The 18,529-nt window shown below is 76.4% G+C and carries 22 protein-coding genes; 17 read left to right on the top strand and 5 right to left on the bottom strand.

The window, feature by feature from the left end:
* Nucleotides 1-98 precede the first annotated feature (98 nt).
* The 8 genes from HLV61_RS10215 to HLV61_RS10180 all read left to right on the top strand — a co-directional run bounded on the left by HLV61_RS10215 (nt 99) and on the right by HLV61_RS10180 (nt 5,879).
* Nucleotides 99-272 (top strand): hypothetical protein, encoded by a 174-nt coding sequence (locus HLV61_RS10215; protein WP_369254939.1) that lies wholly within the window; start codon nt 99-101, stop codon nt 270-272.
* A gap of 207 nt (nt 273-479) precedes the next feature.
* Nucleotides 480-683 (top strand): cold-shock protein, encoded by a 204-nt coding sequence (locus HLV61_RS10210; RefSeq protein WP_093578422.1) that lies wholly within the window; start codon nt 480-482, stop codon nt 681-683.
* 137 nt (nt 684-820) lie between these two features.
* Nucleotides 821-1,240, top strand: coding sequence for a cupin domain-containing protein (locus HLV61_RS10205; protein WP_369254936.1), 420 nt, complete (start codon nt 821-823; stop codon nt 1,238-1,240).
* Between the two features lie 136 nt (nt 1,241-1,376).
* Nucleotides 1,377-1,979 carry a sigma-70 family RNA polymerase sigma factor gene (locus HLV61_RS10200; protein WP_369254934.1) on the top strand — a complete coding sequence of 201 codons (603 nt, stop codon included), beginning with the start codon at nt 1,377-1,379 and terminating at the stop codon, nt 1,977-1,979.
* The gene (locus HLV61_RS10195) at nt 1,963-3,045 is read left to right on the top strand and encodes a hypothetical protein (protein WP_369254932.1); all 1,083 of its coding nucleotides are present in this window, start codon (nt 1,963-1,965) and stop codon (nt 3,043-3,045) included. The genes HLV61_RS10200 and HLV61_RS10195 overlap by 17 nt, the downstream gene beginning before the upstream one ends.
* Entirely contained in the window at nt 3,042-4,019 is a 978-nt protein-coding gene (locus HLV61_RS10190) for an ABC transporter ATP-binding protein (RefSeq protein WP_369254930.1), read from the top strand. The genes HLV61_RS10195 and HLV61_RS10190 overlap by 4 nt, the downstream gene beginning before the upstream one ends.
* Nucleotides 4,016-4,867, top strand: coding sequence for an ABC transporter permease (locus HLV61_RS10185; RefSeq protein WP_369254928.1), 852 nt, complete (start codon nt 4,016-4,018; stop codon nt 4,865-4,867). The genes HLV61_RS10190 and HLV61_RS10185 overlap by 4 nt, the downstream gene beginning before the upstream one ends.
* A 76-nt stretch (nt 4,868-4,943) precedes the next feature.
* Nucleotides 4,944-5,879 (top strand): alpha/beta hydrolase, encoded by a 936-nt coding sequence (locus HLV61_RS10180; RefSeq protein WP_369254926.1) that lies wholly within the window; start codon nt 4,944-4,946, stop codon nt 5,877-5,879.
* Nucleotides 5,880-5,917: 38 nt separating this feature from the next.
* Here the strand turns inward: HLV61_RS10180 and HLV61_RS10175 are convergent, their stop codons facing one another.
* A complete protein-coding gene (locus tag HLV61_RS10175) occupies nt 5,918-6,403 on the bottom strand; it encodes a cupin domain-containing protein (RefSeq protein ID WP_369254925.1) in 486 nt (161 codons plus the stop codon).
* Between the two features lie 58 nt (nt 6,404-6,461).
* On the opposite strand from HLV61_RS10175, the gene HLV61_RS10170 reads away from it, so the two are divergent.
* On the top strand, nt 6,462-7,637 hold the full coding sequence (locus HLV61_RS10170) for an MFS transporter (protein WP_369254923.1): 1,176 nt from the start codon (nt 6,462-6,464) through the stop codon (nt 7,635-7,637).
* Between the two features lie 82 nt (nt 7,638-7,719).
* On the opposite strand, the gene HLV61_RS10165 is transcribed toward HLV61_RS10170, so the two are convergent.
* Nucleotides 7,720-8,769, bottom strand: a complete 1,050-nt coding sequence (locus tag HLV61_RS10165) for an aldo/keto reductase (protein ID WP_369254921.1) — start codon at nt 8,767-8,769, stop codon at nt 7,720-7,722.
* A gap of 196 nt (nt 8,770-8,965) precedes the next feature.
* Between HLV61_RS10165 and HLV61_RS10160 the strand changes: the two genes are divergently transcribed.
* Nucleotides 8,966-10,294, top strand: a complete 1,329-nt coding sequence (locus tag HLV61_RS10160) for a cytochrome P450 (RefSeq protein ID WP_369254919.1) — start codon at nt 8,966-8,968, stop codon at nt 10,292-10,294.
* 92 nt (nt 10,295-10,386) lie between these two features.
* On the top strand, nt 10,387-10,638 hold the full coding sequence (locus HLV61_RS10155; RefSeq protein WP_369254917.1) for a hypothetical protein: 252 nt from the start codon (nt 10,387-10,389) through the stop codon (nt 10,636-10,638).
* 19 nt (nt 10,639-10,657) lie between these two features.
* On the opposite strand, the gene HLV61_RS10150 is transcribed toward HLV61_RS10155, so the two are convergent.
* Nucleotides 10,658-11,482 carry an alpha/beta hydrolase gene (locus HLV61_RS10150; RefSeq protein ID WP_369254915.1) on the bottom strand — a complete coding sequence of 275 codons (825 nt, stop codon included), beginning with the start codon at nt 11,480-11,482 and terminating at the stop codon, nt 10,658-10,660.
* Between the two features lie 80 nt (nt 11,483-11,562).
* Between HLV61_RS10150 and HLV61_RS10145 the strand changes: the two genes are divergently transcribed.
* The 6 genes from HLV61_RS10145 (at nt 11,563) to HLV61_RS10120 (ending at nt 16,883) form a co-directional block, all read left to right on the top strand.
* Nucleotides 11,563-12,519: a DUF5715 family protein gene (locus HLV61_RS10145; RefSeq protein ID WP_369254913.1), complete on the top strand. Its 957-nt coding sequence runs from the start codon at nt 11,563-11,565 to the stop codon at nt 12,517-12,519.
* Nucleotides 12,519-14,102: an asparagine synthetase B family protein gene (locus tag HLV61_RS10140; protein ID WP_369254911.1), complete on the top strand. Its 1,584-nt coding sequence runs from the start codon at nt 12,519-12,521 to the stop codon at nt 14,100-14,102. The genes HLV61_RS10145 and HLV61_RS10140 overlap by 1 nt, the downstream gene beginning before the upstream one ends.
* 40 nt (nt 14,103-14,142) lie before the next feature.
* Nucleotides 14,143-14,424 (top strand): YciI-like protein, encoded by a 282-nt coding sequence (locus tag HLV61_RS10135; RefSeq protein ID WP_369254909.1) that lies wholly within the window; start codon nt 14,143-14,145, stop codon nt 14,422-14,424.
* A complete protein-coding gene (locus HLV61_RS10130) occupies nt 14,421-14,891 on the top strand; it encodes a heme-degrading domain-containing protein (RefSeq protein ID WP_369254907.1) in 471 nt (156 codons plus the stop codon). The genes HLV61_RS10135 and HLV61_RS10130 overlap by 4 nt, the downstream gene beginning before the upstream one ends.
* 134 nt (nt 14,892-15,025) lie before the next feature.
* On the top strand, nt 15,026-15,562 hold the full coding sequence (locus HLV61_RS10125) for a hypothetical protein (protein ID WP_369254906.1): 537 nt from the start codon (nt 15,026-15,028) through the stop codon (nt 15,560-15,562).
* A 58-nt stretch (nt 15,563-15,620) separates the two neighbouring features.
* Entirely contained in the window at nt 15,621-16,883 is a 1,263-nt protein-coding gene (locus tag HLV61_RS10120) for a D-arabinono-1,4-lactone oxidase (protein WP_369254904.1), read from the top strand.
* A 3-nt stretch (nt 16,884-16,886) separates the two neighbouring features.
* Here the strand turns inward: HLV61_RS10120 and HLV61_RS10115 are convergent, their stop codons facing one another.
* Nucleotides 16,887-18,128 carry an RNA polymerase sigma factor gene (locus tag HLV61_RS10115; protein WP_369254902.1) on the bottom strand — a complete coding sequence of 414 codons (1,242 nt, stop codon included), beginning with the start codon at nt 18,126-18,128 and terminating at the stop codon, nt 16,887-16,889.
* A gap of 3 nt (nt 18,129-18,131) precedes the next feature.
* Entirely contained in the window at nt 18,132-18,473 is a 342-nt protein-coding gene (locus HLV61_RS10110; RefSeq protein WP_369254900.1) for a YciI family protein, read from the bottom strand.
* Between the last annotated feature and the right edge of the window lie 56 nt (nt 18,474-18,529).

Genomic DNA, 18,529 nt, shown 5'->3' with positions numbered 1-18,529 from the left:
GGCGGGGTAGCGTCGGGGTGGCACGAGGAGGACCCATCCCCACACACCGTGGACGCTGCGCCGAGGCTCATCTCGGTTGCCCCTGCCGGGGCGACCAGGTGATCCACGAGGAACGATCCCGCCAGGTCGCCGAGGCCCGCACGCGCTCGGCCGAGACCGTCGACTGCCCCGAGTGCGGCGGCCCCACGACGCCGCTGGCCCTGGTCGCCTGGGGGAACTGCCGCGCATGCCGCACGGCGCACTCCCGGGTCACCGACCCGTTGCGCTGGTGACCCCTCCGGGGCACCGGTGACCGGGGTCGTCCCCGGCCGGCCCGATCGACCGGTACACTGGAGCACGGTCGCTGTCGTGCCTCTGCTTCGTTTCCGAACGTCCGCAGTCGTCTCTGCCTGACGTTCCTCTCGGTCCTGCCGGTCGGTGCGGCGATCCGGGGCCGGCACTCGTCGGCCTCGAACACCCCAGTACGGAATGAGAACGACATGACCCAGGGCACCGTGAAGTGGTTCAACGCCGAGAAGGGCTTCGGCTTCATCGAGCAGGACGGCGGCGGCCCCGACGTCTTCTGCCACTTCTCCGCGATCACCGGTAGCGGCTACCGCTCGCTGGACGAGGCGCAGCGCGTCGAGTTCGACGTCACGCAGGGCCAGAAGGGCCCGCAGGCCGAGAACGTCCGCGCCATCTGAGCGCAGCACTCTCCTGACGGAGGCCCCGTGGTCACTGACCGCGGGGCCTCCGCCGTCTCCGGGACCTGCCTCCTCCCGGGCCCTGCCGTCCCCGGGAGCTGCTTGACCGCTCCGCCGCCCGGCGGTGGACTGCACCCGTGACCGACCAGCACGACGACGGAGCCTGGCACCGGCCGCTCCGGCACGTCCGGGCCGCCGACCTCAGCGGGGACACCGGCCAGACCAGCGGCATGACGCGGCGCGAGGCGGTCTCCGCGCGGACCGCCGGCTCGCAGCGGCTCTGGATGGGGCAGACGCACGTCGCGCCGCGGACGTCGTCGGGCGACCACCACCACGGCGACTCCGAGACCGCCATCCACGTGCTGCGCGGCCGGCCGGTGTTCGTCTTCGCCCGCGACGGCGAGGAGGTGCGGCTGGCCACCGAGCCCGGCGACTACGTCTTCGTGCCGCCGTTCACCCCGCACCGCGAGGAGAACCCCACCGACGAGGAGGCCGTCGTCGTCATCGCCCGCAGCAGCCAGGAGGCGATCGTCGTCAACCTGCCCGGGCTCACCTGACACCTCCCCGCCGGGCCGTGTCACATCCGGGGCGTGTCACATCCGGGGCGTGTCACATCCGGGGGCGTGTCACATCCGGGGGCGTGTCACATCCGGGGGCGTGTCACATCCAGGGCGGCGGCGGTGCTCTACAGACGTGGACCTCGTGGGGCACCGGATCAGTGCGCCGGCCGTCGTGCTGTCCCGCGGCCGGGCGGCGGAGCGCACCAGGCGGGAGGACGGCGGAGCCGTGTCGGGACGAGGAGCCGTCCGCGCCGACCTCGAGCAGGTCTTCCGCGCCGCCTATCCCCGCGTGGTCGCCGTCGCCACCCGCGTGCTCGGCTCCCGCGACGGCGCCGAGGACGTCGCCCAGGAGGTCTTCCTCTCCTTCGCCCACACCGCGGTCCCGGCCGGTGAGGCGCCGGCCTGGCTGTCGGTCGCCGCAGCGCACACCGCGCTCAACCACCTCCGCTCCGGCCGCCGCCGCGCCACCCGCGAGGAGACGGCCGCCGGTCCCCCGTCCTCCGTGCCCGACGTCGCCGACGACGTCGTCACCCTCGACGAGCGCCGCCGCGTGCGCGCGGCCCTGGCCCGGCTCCCCCGGCGCCAGGCGGTCGCGCTCGTCCTGCGGCACAGCGGCCTGAGCTACGCCGAGGTCGCGGCCGCCCTCGATCTGTCCCCCGGCAGCGTCGGCACCACCGTGCGACGCGCCGAGTCCGCCCTGCGCGAGGAGTTGTCCCGTCATGCGTCATCCCACTGAGGGCACGTTGCGCCGGCTCGTGGACGAGCCGGCCGGCGTCGCCGACGCCGACCGCGAGCACGTGACCGGATGCCCGGCGTGCCTGTCCGGCCTGACCGCCGTCCAGCGCGACGCCGCCGCCGTGTCCACCGCGCTCGACACCGGCGCGGTGCCCGACGTCGACGCCGCGTGGCGCCGGCTGTCGCACACGGTCGCCGTCGACGAACGCCGGCGCGCGAGCGCCCCCGCTCCCGCCCGCCGGTGGCGCAACCGGCTGCGCAGCCCCGTCGTCGCCGTCGTCGGGGTCGCCGCCCTGCTCGCCGGCGGCGGTGCGGCCGCGGCCGCGGACTGGCTGCAGGTCTTCCGCACCGAGCAGATCGCGCCGGTCAGCATCACCCAGGCCGACCTCGTCGCCCTGCCCGACCTCTCCGCCTACGGCACGGCCGCGGTGGTCGAGGAGCCCGACGTCCGCGAGGTGCCCGACGCCGCCGCCGCGGAGCAGGCCACCGGGCTGACCGTCCCGCAGGTCGCCGACCTCCCCGGCGGCCTGGGCGGCGACCCCGCCTACCAGGTCGGTGACCGGGCGACCGTGGAGTTCACCTTCTCCGCCGAGCGCGCGGCGCAGGCCGCCGCTGCGGCGGGCGAGGTGCTGCCGGCCCCGCCGGCCGGCCTCGACGGCGGCCGCTTCCGGCTCTCCGCCGGCCCCGGCGTCGCCGCGGTGTGGACCAGCGGCAGCGGCGCACCCGGCCTGGTCGTGGCCCGCGCCGTCGCGCCCACCGCCGAGTCCTCGGGCGTGCCGTTCGAGACCGCCCGGGACTACCTGCTGTCACTGCCCGGCCTGCCCGAGGACCTCGCCGCCCAGCTGCGCGCCTTCTCCGGTGACGGCACGACGCTGCCGCTCCCGGTGCCGGCCGGCCTGGTCACCAGCTCGGTCGCCGACGTCGACGGGGCGCCGGCCACGGTGCTCACCTCCCGCGACGGCTCGGTGGCCGGCGTGGTCTGGGTGACCGACGGCGTGGTCACCGCGGTGGCCGGGTCCCTGGACGCGGACGAGGTGCTCGCCGTCGCCCGGGGTCTGCAGGAGTGACGGCCCCGGCCGCCGGGTCTGCCACGACGGCGGCGCAGCGGCTGCTGGCCGACCTGCCGCCGTCGCCGGCGGTCTGGTGCGAGGGCCTGCGCAAGCGGTACGGACGGCGGACCGCGGTCGACGGCGTCTCCTTCACCGTCGGCCGCGGCGAGGTGCTCGGCCTGCTCGGGCCCAACGGCGCCGGCAAGACCAGCGTCATCAAGATGCTGCTGGGCCTCGTCCGGCCCGACGCCGGCGAGGTGCTGCTCCTCGGCCGGCCGGGGCGCGACCCGCAGGCCCGGGCCCGCGTCGGCTACCTGCCCGAGCTCTTCCGCTACCAGCCGTGGCTCAGCGCGGCCGAGGTGCTCGCGCTGCACGTGCGGCTCTCCGGTGCCGCGGTGCCGGAGAGCGAGCAGCGCGAGGTGCTGGGCCTGGTCGGCCTGGGCGAGCGCGCCGGCGACCGGGTGGGCGGCTTCTCCAAGGGCATGCAGCAGCGGCTGGGCCTGGCCGTCGCGCTGGTGGCCCGCCCGGAGCTGGTCGTCCTCGACGAGCCGACCAGCGCGCTGGACCCGCTCGGCCGCGTCGACGTCCGCGACCTGGTCCTCTCCCTCAAGGAGCGCGGCGTCGCGGTGCTGCTCAACTCGCACCTGATCGGCGAGGTGGAGCGGGTCTGCGACCGGGTGGTCATCCTCGACCGCGGCCGGGTCGCCGCCGCCGGCACGCTCGCCGAGCTGCTCGGCTCGCGGGAGCTGCGGCTGCGGCTCGACGGCGTCGACGCCCGGGCCGAGGCGCGGCTGGCCGCCACCGGCCGGCTGACCCGCAGCGGCGACTGGTTCACCGTCACGCTGGCGGAGGACGAGGAGTCCGCCGTCCCCGCCCTCGTGGCCGACCTGGTCGCCCTCGGGGTGGGCGTGCACGCGGTCGAGCCCGGCCGGATCAGCCTCGAGGAGCGACTGCTCGCCGTGCTCCGCGAGGGCTCCGGGACGCCGTCGTGAGCGCCGTCCGGACCGTGCTCACGCTCGCCGGTCTCACCCTGCGCGAGGCCGCGCGCCGCAAGGTGCTGCGCTCCCTCGCCGTGCTGACCGTGCTCCTGCTGGCCCTGTCGGCCTGGGGCTTCTCCCGCCTGGACGCGGAGTTCGGCGGGCTCACCAGCGGCGAGGCGCGGCTGGCGGCCTCGACCGTGCTCAACCTGGTGATGTTCGGCTTCAGCCTCATCGCCGCGCTCGGCACCGCCTTCCTCGCCGGGCCGACCCTCTCCGGCGAGGTCGAGTCCGGGACGGCGCTGGCGATGCTGGCCCGCCCGGTGCGCCGCTCGACGGTGCTCGTGGGCAAGTGGCTGGGGCTCGTGGCCTTCGGCGGCGCCTTCGTCGCGCTGGCCGGGCTGGCGCAGTTCGTCGTCGTCCAGGTGACGGTGGGCTACTGGCCGCCGCAGCCGGTCACGGGTCTCGCGCTGCTCGCCGCCCAGACGGCGGTGCTGCTGACCCTCGGCCTGCTGCTGTCCACGGTCATCTCGCCGATGGCCTCCGGCGTCGTGGCGGTCGGCCTGTTCGGGGCCACCTGGATCGCCGGCGTCGTCGGCGGCATCGGCGACGCGCTGGGCAACGACGGCGTCGCGCGGGTGGGCGCGGTGTCGCGGATGCTGCTGCCCACCGACGGGCTGTGGCGCGGGGCGATGCACGCCTTCCAGGACCCGAGCCTGCTCACCCAGTTCGCCCCGGAGCTGGGCGGCTCGCCCTTCTTCTCCGAGGCGCCGCTCACCGCCACCTACCTGGGCTGGGCCGCGCTGTGGGTGGCCGCCGTGCTGGGGCTGGCCGCGATGGCCTTCTCCCGCCGCGACCTGTGAGGAGGGCGGCGGTAGCGTCCGGAGCCGGGGTCCAGCCCCGTCCCGATCCTGCCCGACACCGCCGTCAGGAGATCCCGTGCCGGTCGACCCGCACATCGCCGCCCTGCTGTCCATGCTCGCCGAGTCCGGCGCCCCGCCGATGTACGAGGGGTCGCCCGAGGCGGGCCGCGCCCTGTACCTGCAGCTCACGCACGGCGCCCGCGGCCCCGAGCAGGTGGTGCCCGTGGCGGGCACCGAGGACCGCACCGTCCCCGGCGCCGACGGCGACCTGAGGGCGCGGGTGTACCGCCCCGAGGGCGACGGCCCGTTCCCCACGGTCGTGTTCTTCCACGGCGGCGGCTGGGTGATCGGCGACCTCGACACCCACGACAACATGGCCCGGTCGGTCTGCCGCGGCGCGGGAGCCGTCGTCGTCGCCGTCGACTACCGGCTGGCACCCGAGCACCCGTTCCCCGCGGCCGCCGACGACGCGGTGGCCTCGGCGCGCTGGGTGGCCCGGCACCTCGACGAGTTCGGCGGGGACCAGCGGCTGGGGCTGGCCGGCGACAGTGCAGGCGGCAACCTGGCCGCCGTCGTCGCCCAGGTGCTGCGCGACGACGGCACGCCGCTGGCCGGCCAGTTCCTGGTCTACCCGGCCGTGGACGCCGAGGGCGAGTACCCGTCGCGCGTGGAGAACGCCACGGGCTACTTCCTCGAGAAGGACACGATGGACTGGTTCTACGGCCACTACGCCGGGGCCTGGGACGACGCGAAGGACGCCCGGCTCTCCCCGCTGCACGGCGCCGACCTCGCCGGCCTGCCGCCGGCCGTGGTGGTCACCGCGGAGTACGACCCGCTGCGCGACGAGGGCGAGGCCTACGGCAGGGCGCTCGAGGCCGCCGGGGTGCACGCCGACGTGCGGCGCTACGACGGCATGATCCACGGCTTCTTCGACATGGGCGCCTTCTCCCCCGCCGCGCGGACCGCGACCGACGAGAGCTGCGCGCGGTTCGGCGCGCTCCTCCGGAAGTGACCGGCTGACGGGCCGGCCGCGCTCGCGCGCCCGGCCCGTCAGACCCAGTACGTGTCGTGGCGGAGCATGAACTCCGCGCGCTCCTCCGGGGTCATCTGCGTCCCGCGGGCGAGGGTCTCGAAGTACTCCTCGCGCGGCCCGCCGGGCGCGAACATCAGCAGCATCGAGGCGCCGTCGCCGCCGCGGAAGCCGTGCACCCCGCCCTCGGGGACGTAGAGGAAGTCGCCCTCCCCCGCGGTGGTCCAGGTGCGCCCGTCGTGCACCTCGACCTCCCCGGACAGGACGTAGAACTGCTCGGAGATCGAGCGGTGGAAGTGCGGACCGGGCCCGGACGCCTCGCGGCCGAAGGTCCAGCGGTACAGGCCGAAGCGGCCCGCGGTCTGCTCGCCGGTGGCGAGGAACTCGCAGGTCACCCCGCCGGCCGAGGTGGTGTCCGGCGGCCGCCCGGACGGGCGCAGCCAGGCCGTGGCCTCACCGGTGGTGCCGCGGTAGAGGTCGGGCGGGTAGTGCCGGTGCAGGGACACGTCGGCGCTCCTTCCGTGCGGACGTCCATCGTGGCAGTGGACCGGTAGCGTCCGCCGGGTGCTGGACGCCGCGACGGAGCGGGACAGGCGGCGACGTCTCGACGCCCTCACCTTCGGGCTGTTCACCGTCGCTCTCGGCACCAACATCCCGACGCCGCTGCTGCTGGTCTACCGGCGCACCCTCGGGCTGTCCGACGCCGACCTGACCGCCGTCTTCGGGTGCTACGCCATCGGGCTGGTGGCGGCGCTGACCGTGGCCGGCGCGGCGTCGGACCGCTTCGGCCGCCGGGCGCTGGTGCTGCCGTTCGCGCTGCTGGCCGGGCTGTCCTCGCTGCTGTTCATCCCGGCCGCCGGCTCGCTCCCGCTGCTCTACACCGGGCGGCTGCTGCAGGGCGTCGTCTCCGGGGTGGTGTTCTCGGTGGCCAACGCGTGGCTGCAGGAGCTCGCCGGACCCGACGGGCAGCAGTCGGCGGCCACCCGCGGGGCGGTGTCGTCGTCGCTGGGCTTCGCCATCGCCCCGGCGATGAGCGGGCTGCTCGCCCAGTACGGACCCGCGCCGACGACGCTGCCCTACCTCGTGCACGTCGCGGTCCTGGTGCTGGGGCTCGGCGCGCTGTTGCTGGTGCCGGAGACGGTGCACGAGCGGCGGCCGGGCCGGCTCATGACCCTCGGCCTGCCGCCGGAGGCACGGCGGCCGTTCCGGGCGGTCCTCGCGCCCACCGCCGTCGGGGTGTTCGCGTTCCCCGCCGTCGCGGCGACCGTGCTGCCCCTGCTCGTCGTGCCCGACGGCGTGGGCGTGGCCTATGCCGGGCTCGTCGGCGGGCTCGCCCTGGGCGCCAGCGCGGTGGCCGCGCGGGTGGGCCGCCGGTTCGAGCGGGGCGCCGCGCCGCTGGGCATGCTGCTCGGCGCGACCGGGATCGCCATCGGCGTGGTCGCGGTCGTCGCGGGGTCCGAGCTGCTGCTGCTCCCGTCGTCGGCGCTGATGGGCGGCGGGGCGGGGCTCTGCCTCACCGCCGGGCTCACCCTCACCGCCCGGCTCGCCCCGCCGCACACCCGCGGGGCGATGAACAGCGCGTTCTACGCCTTCGCCTACGCCGGGTTCGGCACCCCGCTGCTGCTCGCCTGGCTGGGCTCCCAGGTCGGCACCGTCGCGGCGCTGTCGGCGTTCGCGGCGGTGCCGCTGGCGCTGGCCGGCTGGCTGGCCCTCGAGCTCCGCGCGACGGCGCGCCGCTGAGATCCCGGCCGGACCGCCCGCCGCCGCACAGCACCGCCGTGGACCTCGGGGTCCCCGCCGCGGGACCGGCGGCCCCGGTGGGTCAGTCCAGCGTGCGGGTGCGCTGCTCGACGCCGATGTCGCCGTAGGGGTAGTCGGCCCAGCCCGGGTCGCTGACCGCGTCCAGCCGTGCGGTCTCCTCCTCGTCGAGCACGAGCGCGGCGGCGCCCAGGTCGGCGCGCAGCTGCTCCGTGGTGCGCGCACCGAGGATCACCGAGCTGACCGCCGGCCGGGCGAGCAGCCAGGCGAGCGCCACCTGCGGCATCGGGACACCCCGCGCCTCGGCGACGTCCTGCACCGCGGCGAGCACGTCCCACGTGCGCTCCCGGACCGCCACCCGGTCGTAGGCCTCCATGCCGCGGCCGGGGTCCTCGCCGAGCCGGGTGGCGCCGGACGGGCGCTGCTCACGGGTGTACTTGCCCGACAGCCAGCCGCCGCCGAGCGGTCCCCACGGCAGCAGCCCCAGGCCGTTGGCGAGGCAGGCGGGCACGATCTCGGCCTCGACGTCGCGGCCGAGCAGGCTGTACGAGGGCTGCAGCGTCACCGGGACGGCGAGGTGCCGGGACTCCGCGAGGTCGACGGCGCGCTGCACCTGCCAGGCGGTGAAGTTCGACAGCCCCGGGTAGCCGACCTTGCCGGCCGAGACCGCGTCGTCGAGGAAGCGCAGCGTCTCCTCCAGCGGCGTGAGCGGGTCCCAGGCGTGCAGCTGGTAGAGGTCGACGTGGTCCACGCCGAGCCGGCGCAGCGAGTCGTCGAGGGCCCGGCGCAGGTGGCGGCGGGAGGTGCCCACCGCGTTGGGCTCCTCGCCCATCGGGAACCGGCCCTTGGTGGCCAGGACGACGCGGTCGCGGACGTCGGCCGGCCGCGCGGCCAGCCAGCGCCCCACGATCTCCTCGGCGGCGCCGGCGGAGTAGACGTCGGCGGTGTCGACCAGCGTGCCGCCCGCCGCCACGAAGACGTCGAGCTGCTCGTGCGCCCCGGCCTCGTCGGTCTCCGCCCCGAAGGTCATCGTGCCCAGCGCCAGCGCCGACACGGCGCAGCCGCTGCGGCCGAGGATGCGCTGCTCCATGGCCCGGTGCACGGCTCGTTGCATGGCCCCAGCAAGCCACAGCTGCCCGGACGGCGCCCGGTGGGGGAGGCCGGTCCGGGTGCTCCCCCACGCCGGCCGGCGGGTTCGGGGGCGTCACCTGATGGTCGCCGCGCAACGCCGTCGAGAGGCTGGCGGAGCCGGCCGGGACCGAGGTCACGTCCCGCCCGGATCCCTCCGTCGTGGCCCGAGACGAGGCGTCGTGTCCGCTCCTCCCGCCGTCCGCACCCCGCCGTCCGCGAGCCGCCGCGGCCGGACCTGGCTGGGCCGCCTCGCGCTGCGCCGGATCCGCCGTCGCGGCCTGGACCCCTCGCGCCTGACGTTCCTCCCGCCGGCCGCGCGCGTGCCGCTGCAGCGGGTCGGCGTCGACCCGGTCCCCCGGCTCGCCGAGCTGCGGGTCAGCGGGCCCGTGCACCGCCTCGACCTGCCCTTCGACCTCTCGGTGTACCTGGTCACCGGCGCCGCCGAGGCCCGCGCGGTGCTCGCCGACTCCGCGGGCTTCAGCACCGACGTCCGGCACCTGTTCAGCGGTACCGGCCCGGCCACGGCCGACGACGTCGGCGGGCTCGGCCCGACCGACCCGCCGCAGCACACCCGGCTGCGCGGGCTGGTGGCACCGGACTTCACGCGGGCCCGCATGCAGCGACTGGAGCCGGCCGTCGAGGAGACGGTGGCCCGGGCGCTGGACGACCTGGCCGCGGCGGGGTCCCCGGCCGACCTCGTGCGGCACGTCGCGATGCCCGTCCCGATGACGACGATCTGCGCCCTCCTCGGGCTCGACCGTCCCGACGAGCAGGTGGTCAGCCGGCTGGGCGCCCGGCGGTTCGACGCCACGGGCGGCACGGCCGGCACCTTCGGCGCGGTCTCCGCGCAGCGCCGGCTGCTGTTCGACGCGGTGGCCGCCCAGCGCCGGGCGCCCGGCGACGGGCTGATCGGACGGGTGATCCGGTCCGAGGGGGACGCCGTCTCCGACGCCGAGCTGGCCGGGCTCGCCGACGGCATCGTCACCGGCGGCTTCGAGACGACGGCGTCGATGATCGCGCTGGGGACCCTGGTGCTGCTGGGCGACCCCGACGCCGCCGCCCTGGTGCGCGACGGCTCGCGCCGCGACGTCGAGCGGGTGGTCGACGAGCTGCTGCGCCTGCTGTCGGTCGTGCAGGTCGCCTTCCCCCGCTTCGCCCGGGAGGACCGGGAGCTGTTCGGCACCCGGCTGCGCGCCGGCGACGTCGTGCTCGTCTCGCTGAGCGGCGCCGACCGCGACCCCGCCTGGGCCGGCGCGCACGCCGACCGGCTGGACCCGGCCCGGTCGACGCGCGGCGGGCACCTCGCCTTCGGCCACGGCATCCACCGCTGCGTGGGCGCCGAGCTCGCCCGGCTGGAGCTGCGGATCGTGCTGCCCGCGCTGCTGCGGCGTTTCCCGGACCTCGCCCTGGCCGTCCCGCCCGACCGGCTCGCGTTCCGGCGGCTGGCGTTCGTGTTCGGCGTCGACGCGCTGCCCGTGACGTTCCGAGGGACACCCGGGATCCCCTGAGCGGCGGCCCGCGAGGGTCCCTGGCAGCTCCGTTGCGCACGGGGACCGGGATGACGCTGTCGCCGTCCCGCGTCGCGGCCGATCGTGGCGTCATGGACCTCGCCGTCGCCGCCCTGGGCGCCGCACTCCTCGCGGCCGCCGTCCACCTCCGCCCCACCGGGACCCCGGCGGGCCGGATCCGGCGCGCCGCGGCCCGGCGCTGGCGGGCGCACGTGCAGCTCTGGGACGCAGTCCTGTCCGGCGACCCGTGGGCTCCCCGGCCTGCGGCCGGTCTCGACGTGCAGCCGCTGCGCTGGGAGGGGGACGTGCTGCGGGGGACCGTCCTGCCCGGCCGCACGTGCTGACGCCCGGGGGCGCGGGAGGTCAGCGGCCGCCGGTCAGGGCGGCGAGCTCGACGACGGCGTCCACGAGGGCCGGGCCGTCGAGCAGGACGGCGTCGTTGTGGTCGGCCCCCGGCACCTCGACCCGGCGGTGCAGCCCCGCGGCGGAGTCGGCCACCCGCCGGCTCTGCGCCGGCGGCACGATGGTGTCGGCGCCGCCGGACACGACCGTCGTCGGCACCCGGACCCGGGCCACCTGCTCGGCCACCGGGTACCGGTCGCGCAGCAGCAGGCGGACCGGCAGGAAGGGGTAGTGCTCGCTGCCGACGGCGGCCAGGTCGACGAACGGCGACCGCAGCACCAGGCCCGCGGGCGGGTGCTCCACGGCCAGCTCGGTGACGACCGCGCAGCCGAGGCTCTCGCCGTAGTAGAGGAGCCGGTCCGCGGGGACCCGGGCCTCCTCGAGGAGCCAGCTGCGCGCGGCCCGGACGTCGAGGGCCAGCCCCTCCTCGCTGGGGCTGCCGGGGTTGCCGCCGTACCCGCGGTAGTCGAACAGCAGCACCGCCAGCCCGGCGGAGGACAACGCCCGGGCCAGCGGTGCGCGCAGCCCCCGGTGCCCGCCGTTGCCGTTGGCGACCAGGACGGCGGGCGCGTCGCCGGTCGGGCCGGGCACGAACCAGGCACCGAGGATCAGGCCGTCGGCGGTGGCCAGCCGGACGTCACGGCCCCCGGGGACGGCGTCGGCGGCCGCGGGCACGGGACCGTCGTCGGGCAGGTAGACCAGCCGCCGCTGCAGCGCCCAGAGCAGACCCACCAGCAGAGCCAACAGCACGACGACGACCAGCGCCGCCCGGAGTCCGGAGCGCACGGCGCCAGGATGCCCTCCCGCTCCACGGGCGCCGGACGAGAGCCTGGCCGCGGCCGCGCTCCGTTCGTAGAGTCCTCCGGGTGGAGCAGCCGCGGACTGGCCCGGATCGGTCGGACGACGGCGTCGAGCAGGAGCGCGGCGGGCAGGGGACGGCGACGGCCGGCCCTCCGCCTCCGGACCTGGCCGGCTACCGCCGGGCGGTCGACGAGGCGGTGCGGCACCTCCGCGACGGCACGGCCGACCCCGGCCGGGCCGCCGGGCCCGTCCTCGCCCGGGCGGCCGGGACCCCGGAGCTGCGCGGGGTCCTCGACCGCGTCCCGGGTGGCGCCGACGTCGCGCTCGAGCGGATCACCCGCCAGCTGTCGGGCTTCCGGCCCAACCCCCGGTCGAACGCCACGACCCCGGCGACCCTGCTCCGGATCGCGCTGCTCCAGCAGATCGACGTCGCCTGGTGGGGGTCGGTGCCCCCGTTCGCCGACGACGACGCCGTCCGGCGGTCCCCCCAGCTGACGGCGCTGGCCCCGCTGCGGCGGCAGCGGCGGCTCGACTTCCGCTACCGGATCGGCAGCACCGCCCTGCCCGGCCGCGCCCGCAACTACGCCGTCCGCCGGTGGGCGCCCGACCGCGAGCCGCGGTCGTCGGGGCTGAGCTACCCGCTCGCCCGCCCGGCGATGGTCGCGCTGCTCAACGAGGTCGCCCGGGAGTTCGCGGCGGCCGCCCGGCCCTGGCGGGGGACGATGTGGGTGAACTGCATCGTGCGGAGCACCGCCGTCCAGACGCGGCTGCAGCAGCTGGGGTACTCGGCGCTGCTGCCGAGCGCGCACTGCACCGGGCACGCCGCCGACATCGAGATGGCCTGGCTGCGCCGGCACGGCGTGGCCCCGGCACTGGAGGACGTGCTGACCGCCTACCGCGACGACGGGGTGCTCAACGTGATCGACGAGGGCCAGGCCTGGCACGTCTGTCTGGCGCCGGCACACGCCGGCCGGTACGCGGCCGCGGCACCGCCCGCCCCCGGGACGCGGGGGGACGCCTGATGTGCGGGATCGCCCTCGTGCTCGGGCCGGGCGCCGGCACGCAGCAGGCGCTGTTCGACGGCATGCTCGACGCGATCTCGCCCCGCGGGGAGGTCGACGAGGTCCTCCGCGGCGACGACGCGCTGCTCGGCACCGCCCGGCTGCGCATCGTCGACCGCGAGCACGCCGTCCAGCCGTGGACGTCGGCGGACGGGGCGTGGGCGCTCTGCTTCAACGGGGAGGTCTTCAACCACGGCGAGCTGCGCGCCCGGCTGCACGCCGAGGGACGGGCCACGCGGTCGGAGAGCGACACCGAGGTGGTCCTCGAGACCGTCCTCGCCTGGGGCGAGGAGGCGCTGCTCGCGATGCGCGGCGAGTTCGCCTTCGCCCTGGTCGAGCGGGACAGCCGCCGGGTGTTCCTGGCCCGCGACCCGGTGGGGGTCAAGCCGCTGTACTGGGCGCTCGCCGACGGCCGGCTGCACGTCGCCTCGGAGGTGAAGGCCCTCGTCCCGCTCGGCGTGGCCGTCTCCGAGGTGCCCCCGGGCCACTGCGGCTGGGCCGGTCCCGGGAGCCCACCGGTCCTGCACCCCTACCTCGACCTCTACCGGCTGGGCGAGGGCCGGCCGGAGCTCGCCGGCGTCGAGGAGGCGGCGGAGGCCCTGCGGACGACGCTCACCGACGCGGTGCGCATCCGGGTGGACACCGACCTGCGCGTCGGCGTGGTGCTCTCCGGCGGGCTCGACAGCTCGCTGACCCTCCTGCTCGTGCAGCGACTGCACCCCGACTGCGTGGCCTTCACCGTCGGGGCCGAGGGCAGCGAGGACCTCGCCTACGCGCGGCGGCTGACCGCCGACCTGGGCGTGGAGCACGTCGTCGTCCCCGTCCGGCCCCGCGAGCTGGGGCTGCGCGACGTGCGGGAGGCCATCCGCGTCTCCGAGCTCACCGAGTACGGCGACATCATCAACGCGGTGGTCTCCCAGCGGCTGTTCGCCGCCGTCCACGCAGCCGGCGTGAAGGTGGTGCTCACCGGCGACGGGTCCGACGAGCTGTTCGGCGGCTACGCGATGTACCACCGGGTGCCCGGGCAGGACACGCGCCGGCTGTTCCTGCACAAGATCGGCCACCTGAGCCGCACGGAGCTGCAGCGGGTCGACCGCACCTCGATGGGCAACGGGGTCGAGGCGCGGGTGCCCTTCCTCGACGTCGAGATGCTCGACCTGGCGATGCGGATCCCGCAGGAGCTCAAGCACCGCGACGGCTACGAGAAGTGGATCGTGCGGCACGCGTTCGCCGACCTGCTCCCCGAGTACGTCCGGGCGCGGCACAAGAACCCGATGTCGCACTCCAGCGGCCTGCACGAGCGGATCCGGCTGTTCCGGCCGCTGTTCCCGCGCATCTACGCCGGGTACGGGTACGGGTGCGCCGCGCCGCTGCAGCGCGACTTCTCCGAGGTGCTCAGGGAGCACGACTACGACGTCGACGCGGCCGCCGCCAGCACCCCGCGGGACCTGACCGTCGCCGAGCACGCCCGCGACCTGGTGGGGGCGCTGCGCTGGAACCTCGCCTCGCTCGTGCGCCGCCGCGCGGACCCCGCCGGCGGCTGACCGGTCCCGCGCGGCGCCGCGCACGTGTGACAGTGGCGCCATGTACCTGCTGCTCGAGTACTCGCTGGCCGACGACTACCTGGAGCGGCGGGCGGCGCTGCGGGAGGAGCACCTGGCGCTCGCCGCGGCGGCGCACGAACGGGGTGAGCTGCTGTTCGCCGGCGCGCTGCCCGACCCCTTCGACCGCGCGCTGCTGGTCTGGACCGCCGCGCGCGGGGTGGTGGAGCGCTTCGCGGAGTCCGATCCGTACGTGCGCGACGGCCTGGTCACGTCCTGGACGGTGCGGCCGTGGGACGTCGTCGTCGGAGGTCAGGGGTCGTGAGCAGCGGCTTCCCGACCGCCGCCGAGCTCGCCGCCGAGGAGGACGAGCTGCGGTTCGCCTCCTTCACCAACGACGACGCGTGGGACCTCGGCTCGGCGCTCGTGGCCACCGCCCGCAGGGCCGACGCCCCGGTGGCCGTGGAGATCCGCCGCAACGGGCACCGGCTGTTCTCCGCCGCGCTGACCGGCGCCACCCCCGACAACGCCTCGTGGATCGCGCGCAAGGCCCGCGTGGTGCAGCGCTTCCGGCACGGCTCGCTGTACGTGCGGCAGACGTGGATCGAGCGCGGCACCACGTTCGAGGAGTCCTCGGGCCTCGACCCGCGGCGGTACGCCGCGCACGGCGGTGCCGTGCCCGTGCTGGTGCGCGACGTCGGTCCGGTCGGCGTCGTCGTCGTGTCGGGGCTCCCCCAGCTGGAGGACCACCGGATGGTCGTCGCCGCCCTGCGCGCCCACCTCGGCCGCTGAGCGCCGGAGCCGGGACCTCCGTCCGTTCCGGCCGGCCCCCCGCGGTCCTACGGTCGCCGTGCGCCGGCTCCCGGGCGCACGACGGCTCCTGGCCGGCGCGGACCCCGTCCCTGCACACCGCCGAGGTGGTCGCCATGCGGACCCCGGAGAGGTCCACCGTCCTCACGCTGTCGGGCGCGGCCACGCTCGTGGCCGGGATCGCGCTCCTGCCCGCCGTCGCCACGGCCGGCGAGGACGCCCGCGCCCACGGCGCCGCCGTCGTCGAGGGGCCGTTCGCCACCGACCGGCTCGAGGAGGCCTTCCTCGACCACGACGGGAACGGGCTGCCCTCGCTCGGTGACGAGCTGGTCTACACCAACAGCAGCACCGGGCCCTTCGGCGCGGCCACCGACACCGGCGAGTGCGTCTTCCACCTGGTGGACCTCGCCGCCGACAGCGCCACCCTGCACTGCACCACCACGACGTGGGGGGCGAGGGGCTCGCTCACCGTCCAGGGCGTGGCCCGGACCGGCGTCACCTCCCCGGTCCTGCACGAGCCGGCGACCTGGGCGGTCACCGGCGGCACCGGCGAGCTCGCCTCGGCGTCGGGCGAGGTCTACGTCGAACGCTTCGAGGGCGCCGGGCTCGACTTCCGCACGTACGGCCGGCTGCGGGTCGTGCTCGACGGCTGAGCGCGCCGCGGGTGGTGGCCGCCCGGGACGGCGACCACCCGCGGGTAGCGTGACGCCCGTGGAGACCCCCCTGCGGAACTGGGCGGGCAACCTCACCTACCGCGCCGCGCGGGTGCACCGGCCGAGGACCGTGGCCGAGGTGCAGGACGTCGTCGCGCGCAGCGAGCGGGTCAAGGCCCTCGGCTCACGGCACTGCTTCAACGACATCGCCGACACCACGGCCGACCACGTGCTCCTCGACGACCTCGACACCGGCATCGAGCTCGCCGAGGCCGCCGACGACGGCACCGGCGTCCTCTGGGTGCCGGCCGGCCTGCGCTACGGCGAGCTGGTCCGGGAGCTCGCGGCCACCCGCCGGGCGCTGCACAACCTCGCGTCGCTGCCGCACATCACCGTCGCCGGCGCCACCGCCACCGGCACGCACGGCTCGGGCAACCGCAACGGCTCGCTGAGCACCTCGGTGGCCGGGCTGGAACTGGTGCGCTCCGACGGCGAGGTCGTCGTCCTCGGGCCCGGCGACGCCGACCTGCCCGGCGCGGTCGTGCACCTCGGGGCGCTCGGCGTCGTCACCCGGGTGGCCCTGCGGTTCCAGCCGACCTTCGACGTCCGCAACACCGTCTACGTCGGCATGACGTGGGACCGGCTGTTCGCCGACCTCGACGCCGTGGCCGACGCCGCCTACAGCGTCAGCGTCTTCACCGACTGGCGCACGGTCACCTCGGTGTGGGTCAAGTCGCGGCCGGAGGACCCCGCGGTGCCGGAGGACTTCTTCGGCGCCCGCGCGGCCACCGAGCCGACGCACATGCTCCCCGACACCCCGGTGGAGAACCTCACCGAGCAGCTCGGCGTCCCCGGGGAGTGGCACGAGCGGCTGCCGCACTTCCGCGCCGAGTTCACCCCGAGCAAGGGCGAGGAGCTGCAGAGCGAGTGGTTCGTGCCCCGCCGGCACGGGCGCGCGGCCTGCGAGGCGCTGCGCGGTCTCGCCGACCGGGTGGGGCCGCTGCTGCAGGTCAGCGAGATCCGCACCGTCGCCGCCGACGACCTGTGGCTGAGCCCCGCGCACGGCGGCGACGTCATGGCCCTGCACTTCACCTGGCTCCCCGACCAGGACGCCGTGACCGCGGTGCTGCCGGAGATCGAGGCGGCGCTGCGCCCCTTCGGCGCCCGGCCGCACTGGGGCAAGCTGTCCACCACCGGGGCCGCCGAACTCGCCGGGCTCTATCCGCGGATGGCGGACTTCCGGGCGCTGGTGCGCCGGTTCGACCCGCGCGGTGCCTTCCGCAACGACCACCTCGACCGGACCGTCGCCGCCTTCGGCTGAGCCTCAGCCCAGGGCACGCAGCCGGGCGTCGAGGAAGGCCCGCTCGGCGGCGTTCTCCGTGAGCGACAGCGCCTCGCCGTAGGCCTCGCGCGCCTCGCCGACCCGGCCCAGCCGCCGCAGCAGGTCGGCGCGGGCCGCCGGCAGGTAGCCGTAGCCGGCCAGCTGCGGCTCGGCGGCGAGCTCGTCGAGAGCCGCCAGGCCCGCCGCCGCTCCCGAGGCGAAGCCGACGGCGACCGCGCGGTTGAGCGCCACCACCGGGGAGGGCCACACCTGGGTGAGGACGCCGTAGAGCGCGACGACCTCGGCCCAGTCGGTGTCGTCCCACGACGGCGACTCCGCGTGCACCGCGGCGATCGCGGCCTGCAGCGCGTACCGCGACGGCGGCCGGGCCCGCAGCGCCTCGCGGACCAGCTCCACGCCCTCGGCGATGGCCGCCCGGTCCCACCGCGTGCGGTCCTGCTCCTCGAGCAGCAGCAGCCGGCCGTCGTCGCCGGTGCGGGTCTCCCGGCGGGCGTCGGTGAGCAGCAGCAGCGCCAGCAGCCCGGCCACCGCGGGGTCGCGCGGCAGCAGCCCGCGCAGCATCCGGGCGAGCTCCACGGAACGCTCCACCAGGTCGCGGCGCACCAGCTCCTCCCCCGCCGGCGCGGTGTGCCCGGTGGTGAACAGCAGGTGCACGACCGCCAGGACGGCGTCGACCCGCTCCGGCAGCTCCGCGGCCGGCGGCACCCGGTACGGGATCCGGGCGACGGCGATCTTCTTCTTGGCACGGGTGATCCGCGCGGCCATCGTCGCCGGGGGGACGAGGAAGGCGCGGGCCACCTCGCCGGTGGTCAGGCCGCACACCAGGCGCAGCGTGAGCGCCACCTGGGCGGGGCGGTCCAGTGCCGGGTGGCAGCAGGTCGCCACCAGCCGCAGCCTGTCGTCGGGGTAGCCGTGCGCGTCGTCCACCATCGACGGCGCCACGTCCTCCTCGACGAGCAGCGGCAGGTACCGGCGCTCGACGCCGCGGTGGCGCAGCACGTTGAGCGCCCGCCGCCGGGCGGCCGTGGTCAGCCAGGCGCCGGGGCGCGCGGGGACGCCCGCGGTGGCCCAGTCGGTCAGCGCCGCGGCGAAGACCTCCTGCACGCACTCCTCGGCGACGTCGAGGTCGCGGGTGACGCGCAGCGTCGCGGCGAGCACGAAGGCCCACTCGCGACGGTGCGCGTCGGCGACCGCGGCGGCGACGTCGGCGGTCGTGGCGGTCACCGGTCAGTCGAAGGTCATCACCGGGCGGACCTCGACGCCACCGAAGCGTGCCGGCACCGTCCGGGCGACGGCGAGCGCGGTGTCGAGGTCGGGCGCGTCGATGACGTAGTACCCGCCGAGGGCCTCCTTGGTCTCCACGAACGGGCCGTCGGTGACCTCGCCGCCGCGCACCGAGGTCGCGGTCGTCGTCGGCTCGAGCGCCTCACCGCCCAGCAGCGTGGCACCGTGCTGCTCCACGCCCGCGGAGAAGCGTTCGTGCTCGGCCATGATCTCGCCGTTGACCTCGTCGGTCGCGGTGGCGTACTGCGTCTCGTCCTCGTAGATCAGGACCAGGTACTTCGTCATGGTGCCCTCCCGGCTTCCGGGGGTCCGCCGTCCGGACCCTCCACCCCTACGACACG

The sequence above is a fragment of the Geodermatophilus amargosae genome, assembly GCF_041028265.1.
In the GTDB taxonomy this organism is placed as follows: domain Bacteria; phylum Actinomycetota; class Actinomycetes; order Mycobacteriales; family Geodermatophilaceae; genus Geodermatophilus; species Geodermatophilus amargosae_A.
The sequence above is the reverse complement of the archived record's forward strand: the minus strand, read 5'-3'. Positions and strand labels throughout refer to the sequence as shown.

Bases quoted from the DNA above. Each gene is read 5' to 3' on its own strand.
- HLV61_RS10210 (WP_093578422.1), top strand. From the start codon at position 480: ATGACCCAGGGCACCGTGAAGTGGTTCAACGCCGAGAAGGGCTTCGGC.
- HLV61_RS10195 (WP_369254932.1), top strand. From the start codon at position 1,963: ATGCGTCATCCCACTGAGGGCACGTTGCGCCGGCTCGTGGACGAGCCG.
- HLV61_RS10165 (WP_369254921.1), bottom strand. From the start codon at position 8,769: ATGCAACGAGCCGTGCACCGGGCCATGGAGCAGCGCATCCTCGGCCGC.
- HLV61_RS10155 (WP_369254917.1), top strand. From the start codon at position 10,387: ATGGACCTCGCCGTCGCCGCCCTGGGCGCCGCACTCCTCGCGGCCGCC.
- HLV61_RS10140 (WP_369254911.1), top strand. From the start codon at position 12,519: ATGTGCGGGATCGCCCTCGTGCTCGGGCCGGGCGCCGGCACGCAGCAG.
- HLV61_RS10135 (WP_369254909.1), top strand. From the start codon at position 14,143: ATGTACCTGCTGCTCGAGTACTCGCTGGCCGACGACTACCTGGAGCGG.
- HLV61_RS10125 (WP_369254906.1), top strand. From the start codon at position 15,026: ATGCGGACCCCGGAGAGGTCCACCGTCCTCACGCTGTCGGGCGCGGCC.
- HLV61_RS10110 (WP_369254900.1), bottom strand. From the start codon at position 18,473: ATGACGAAGTACCTGGTCCTGATCTACGAGGACGAGACGCAGTACGCC.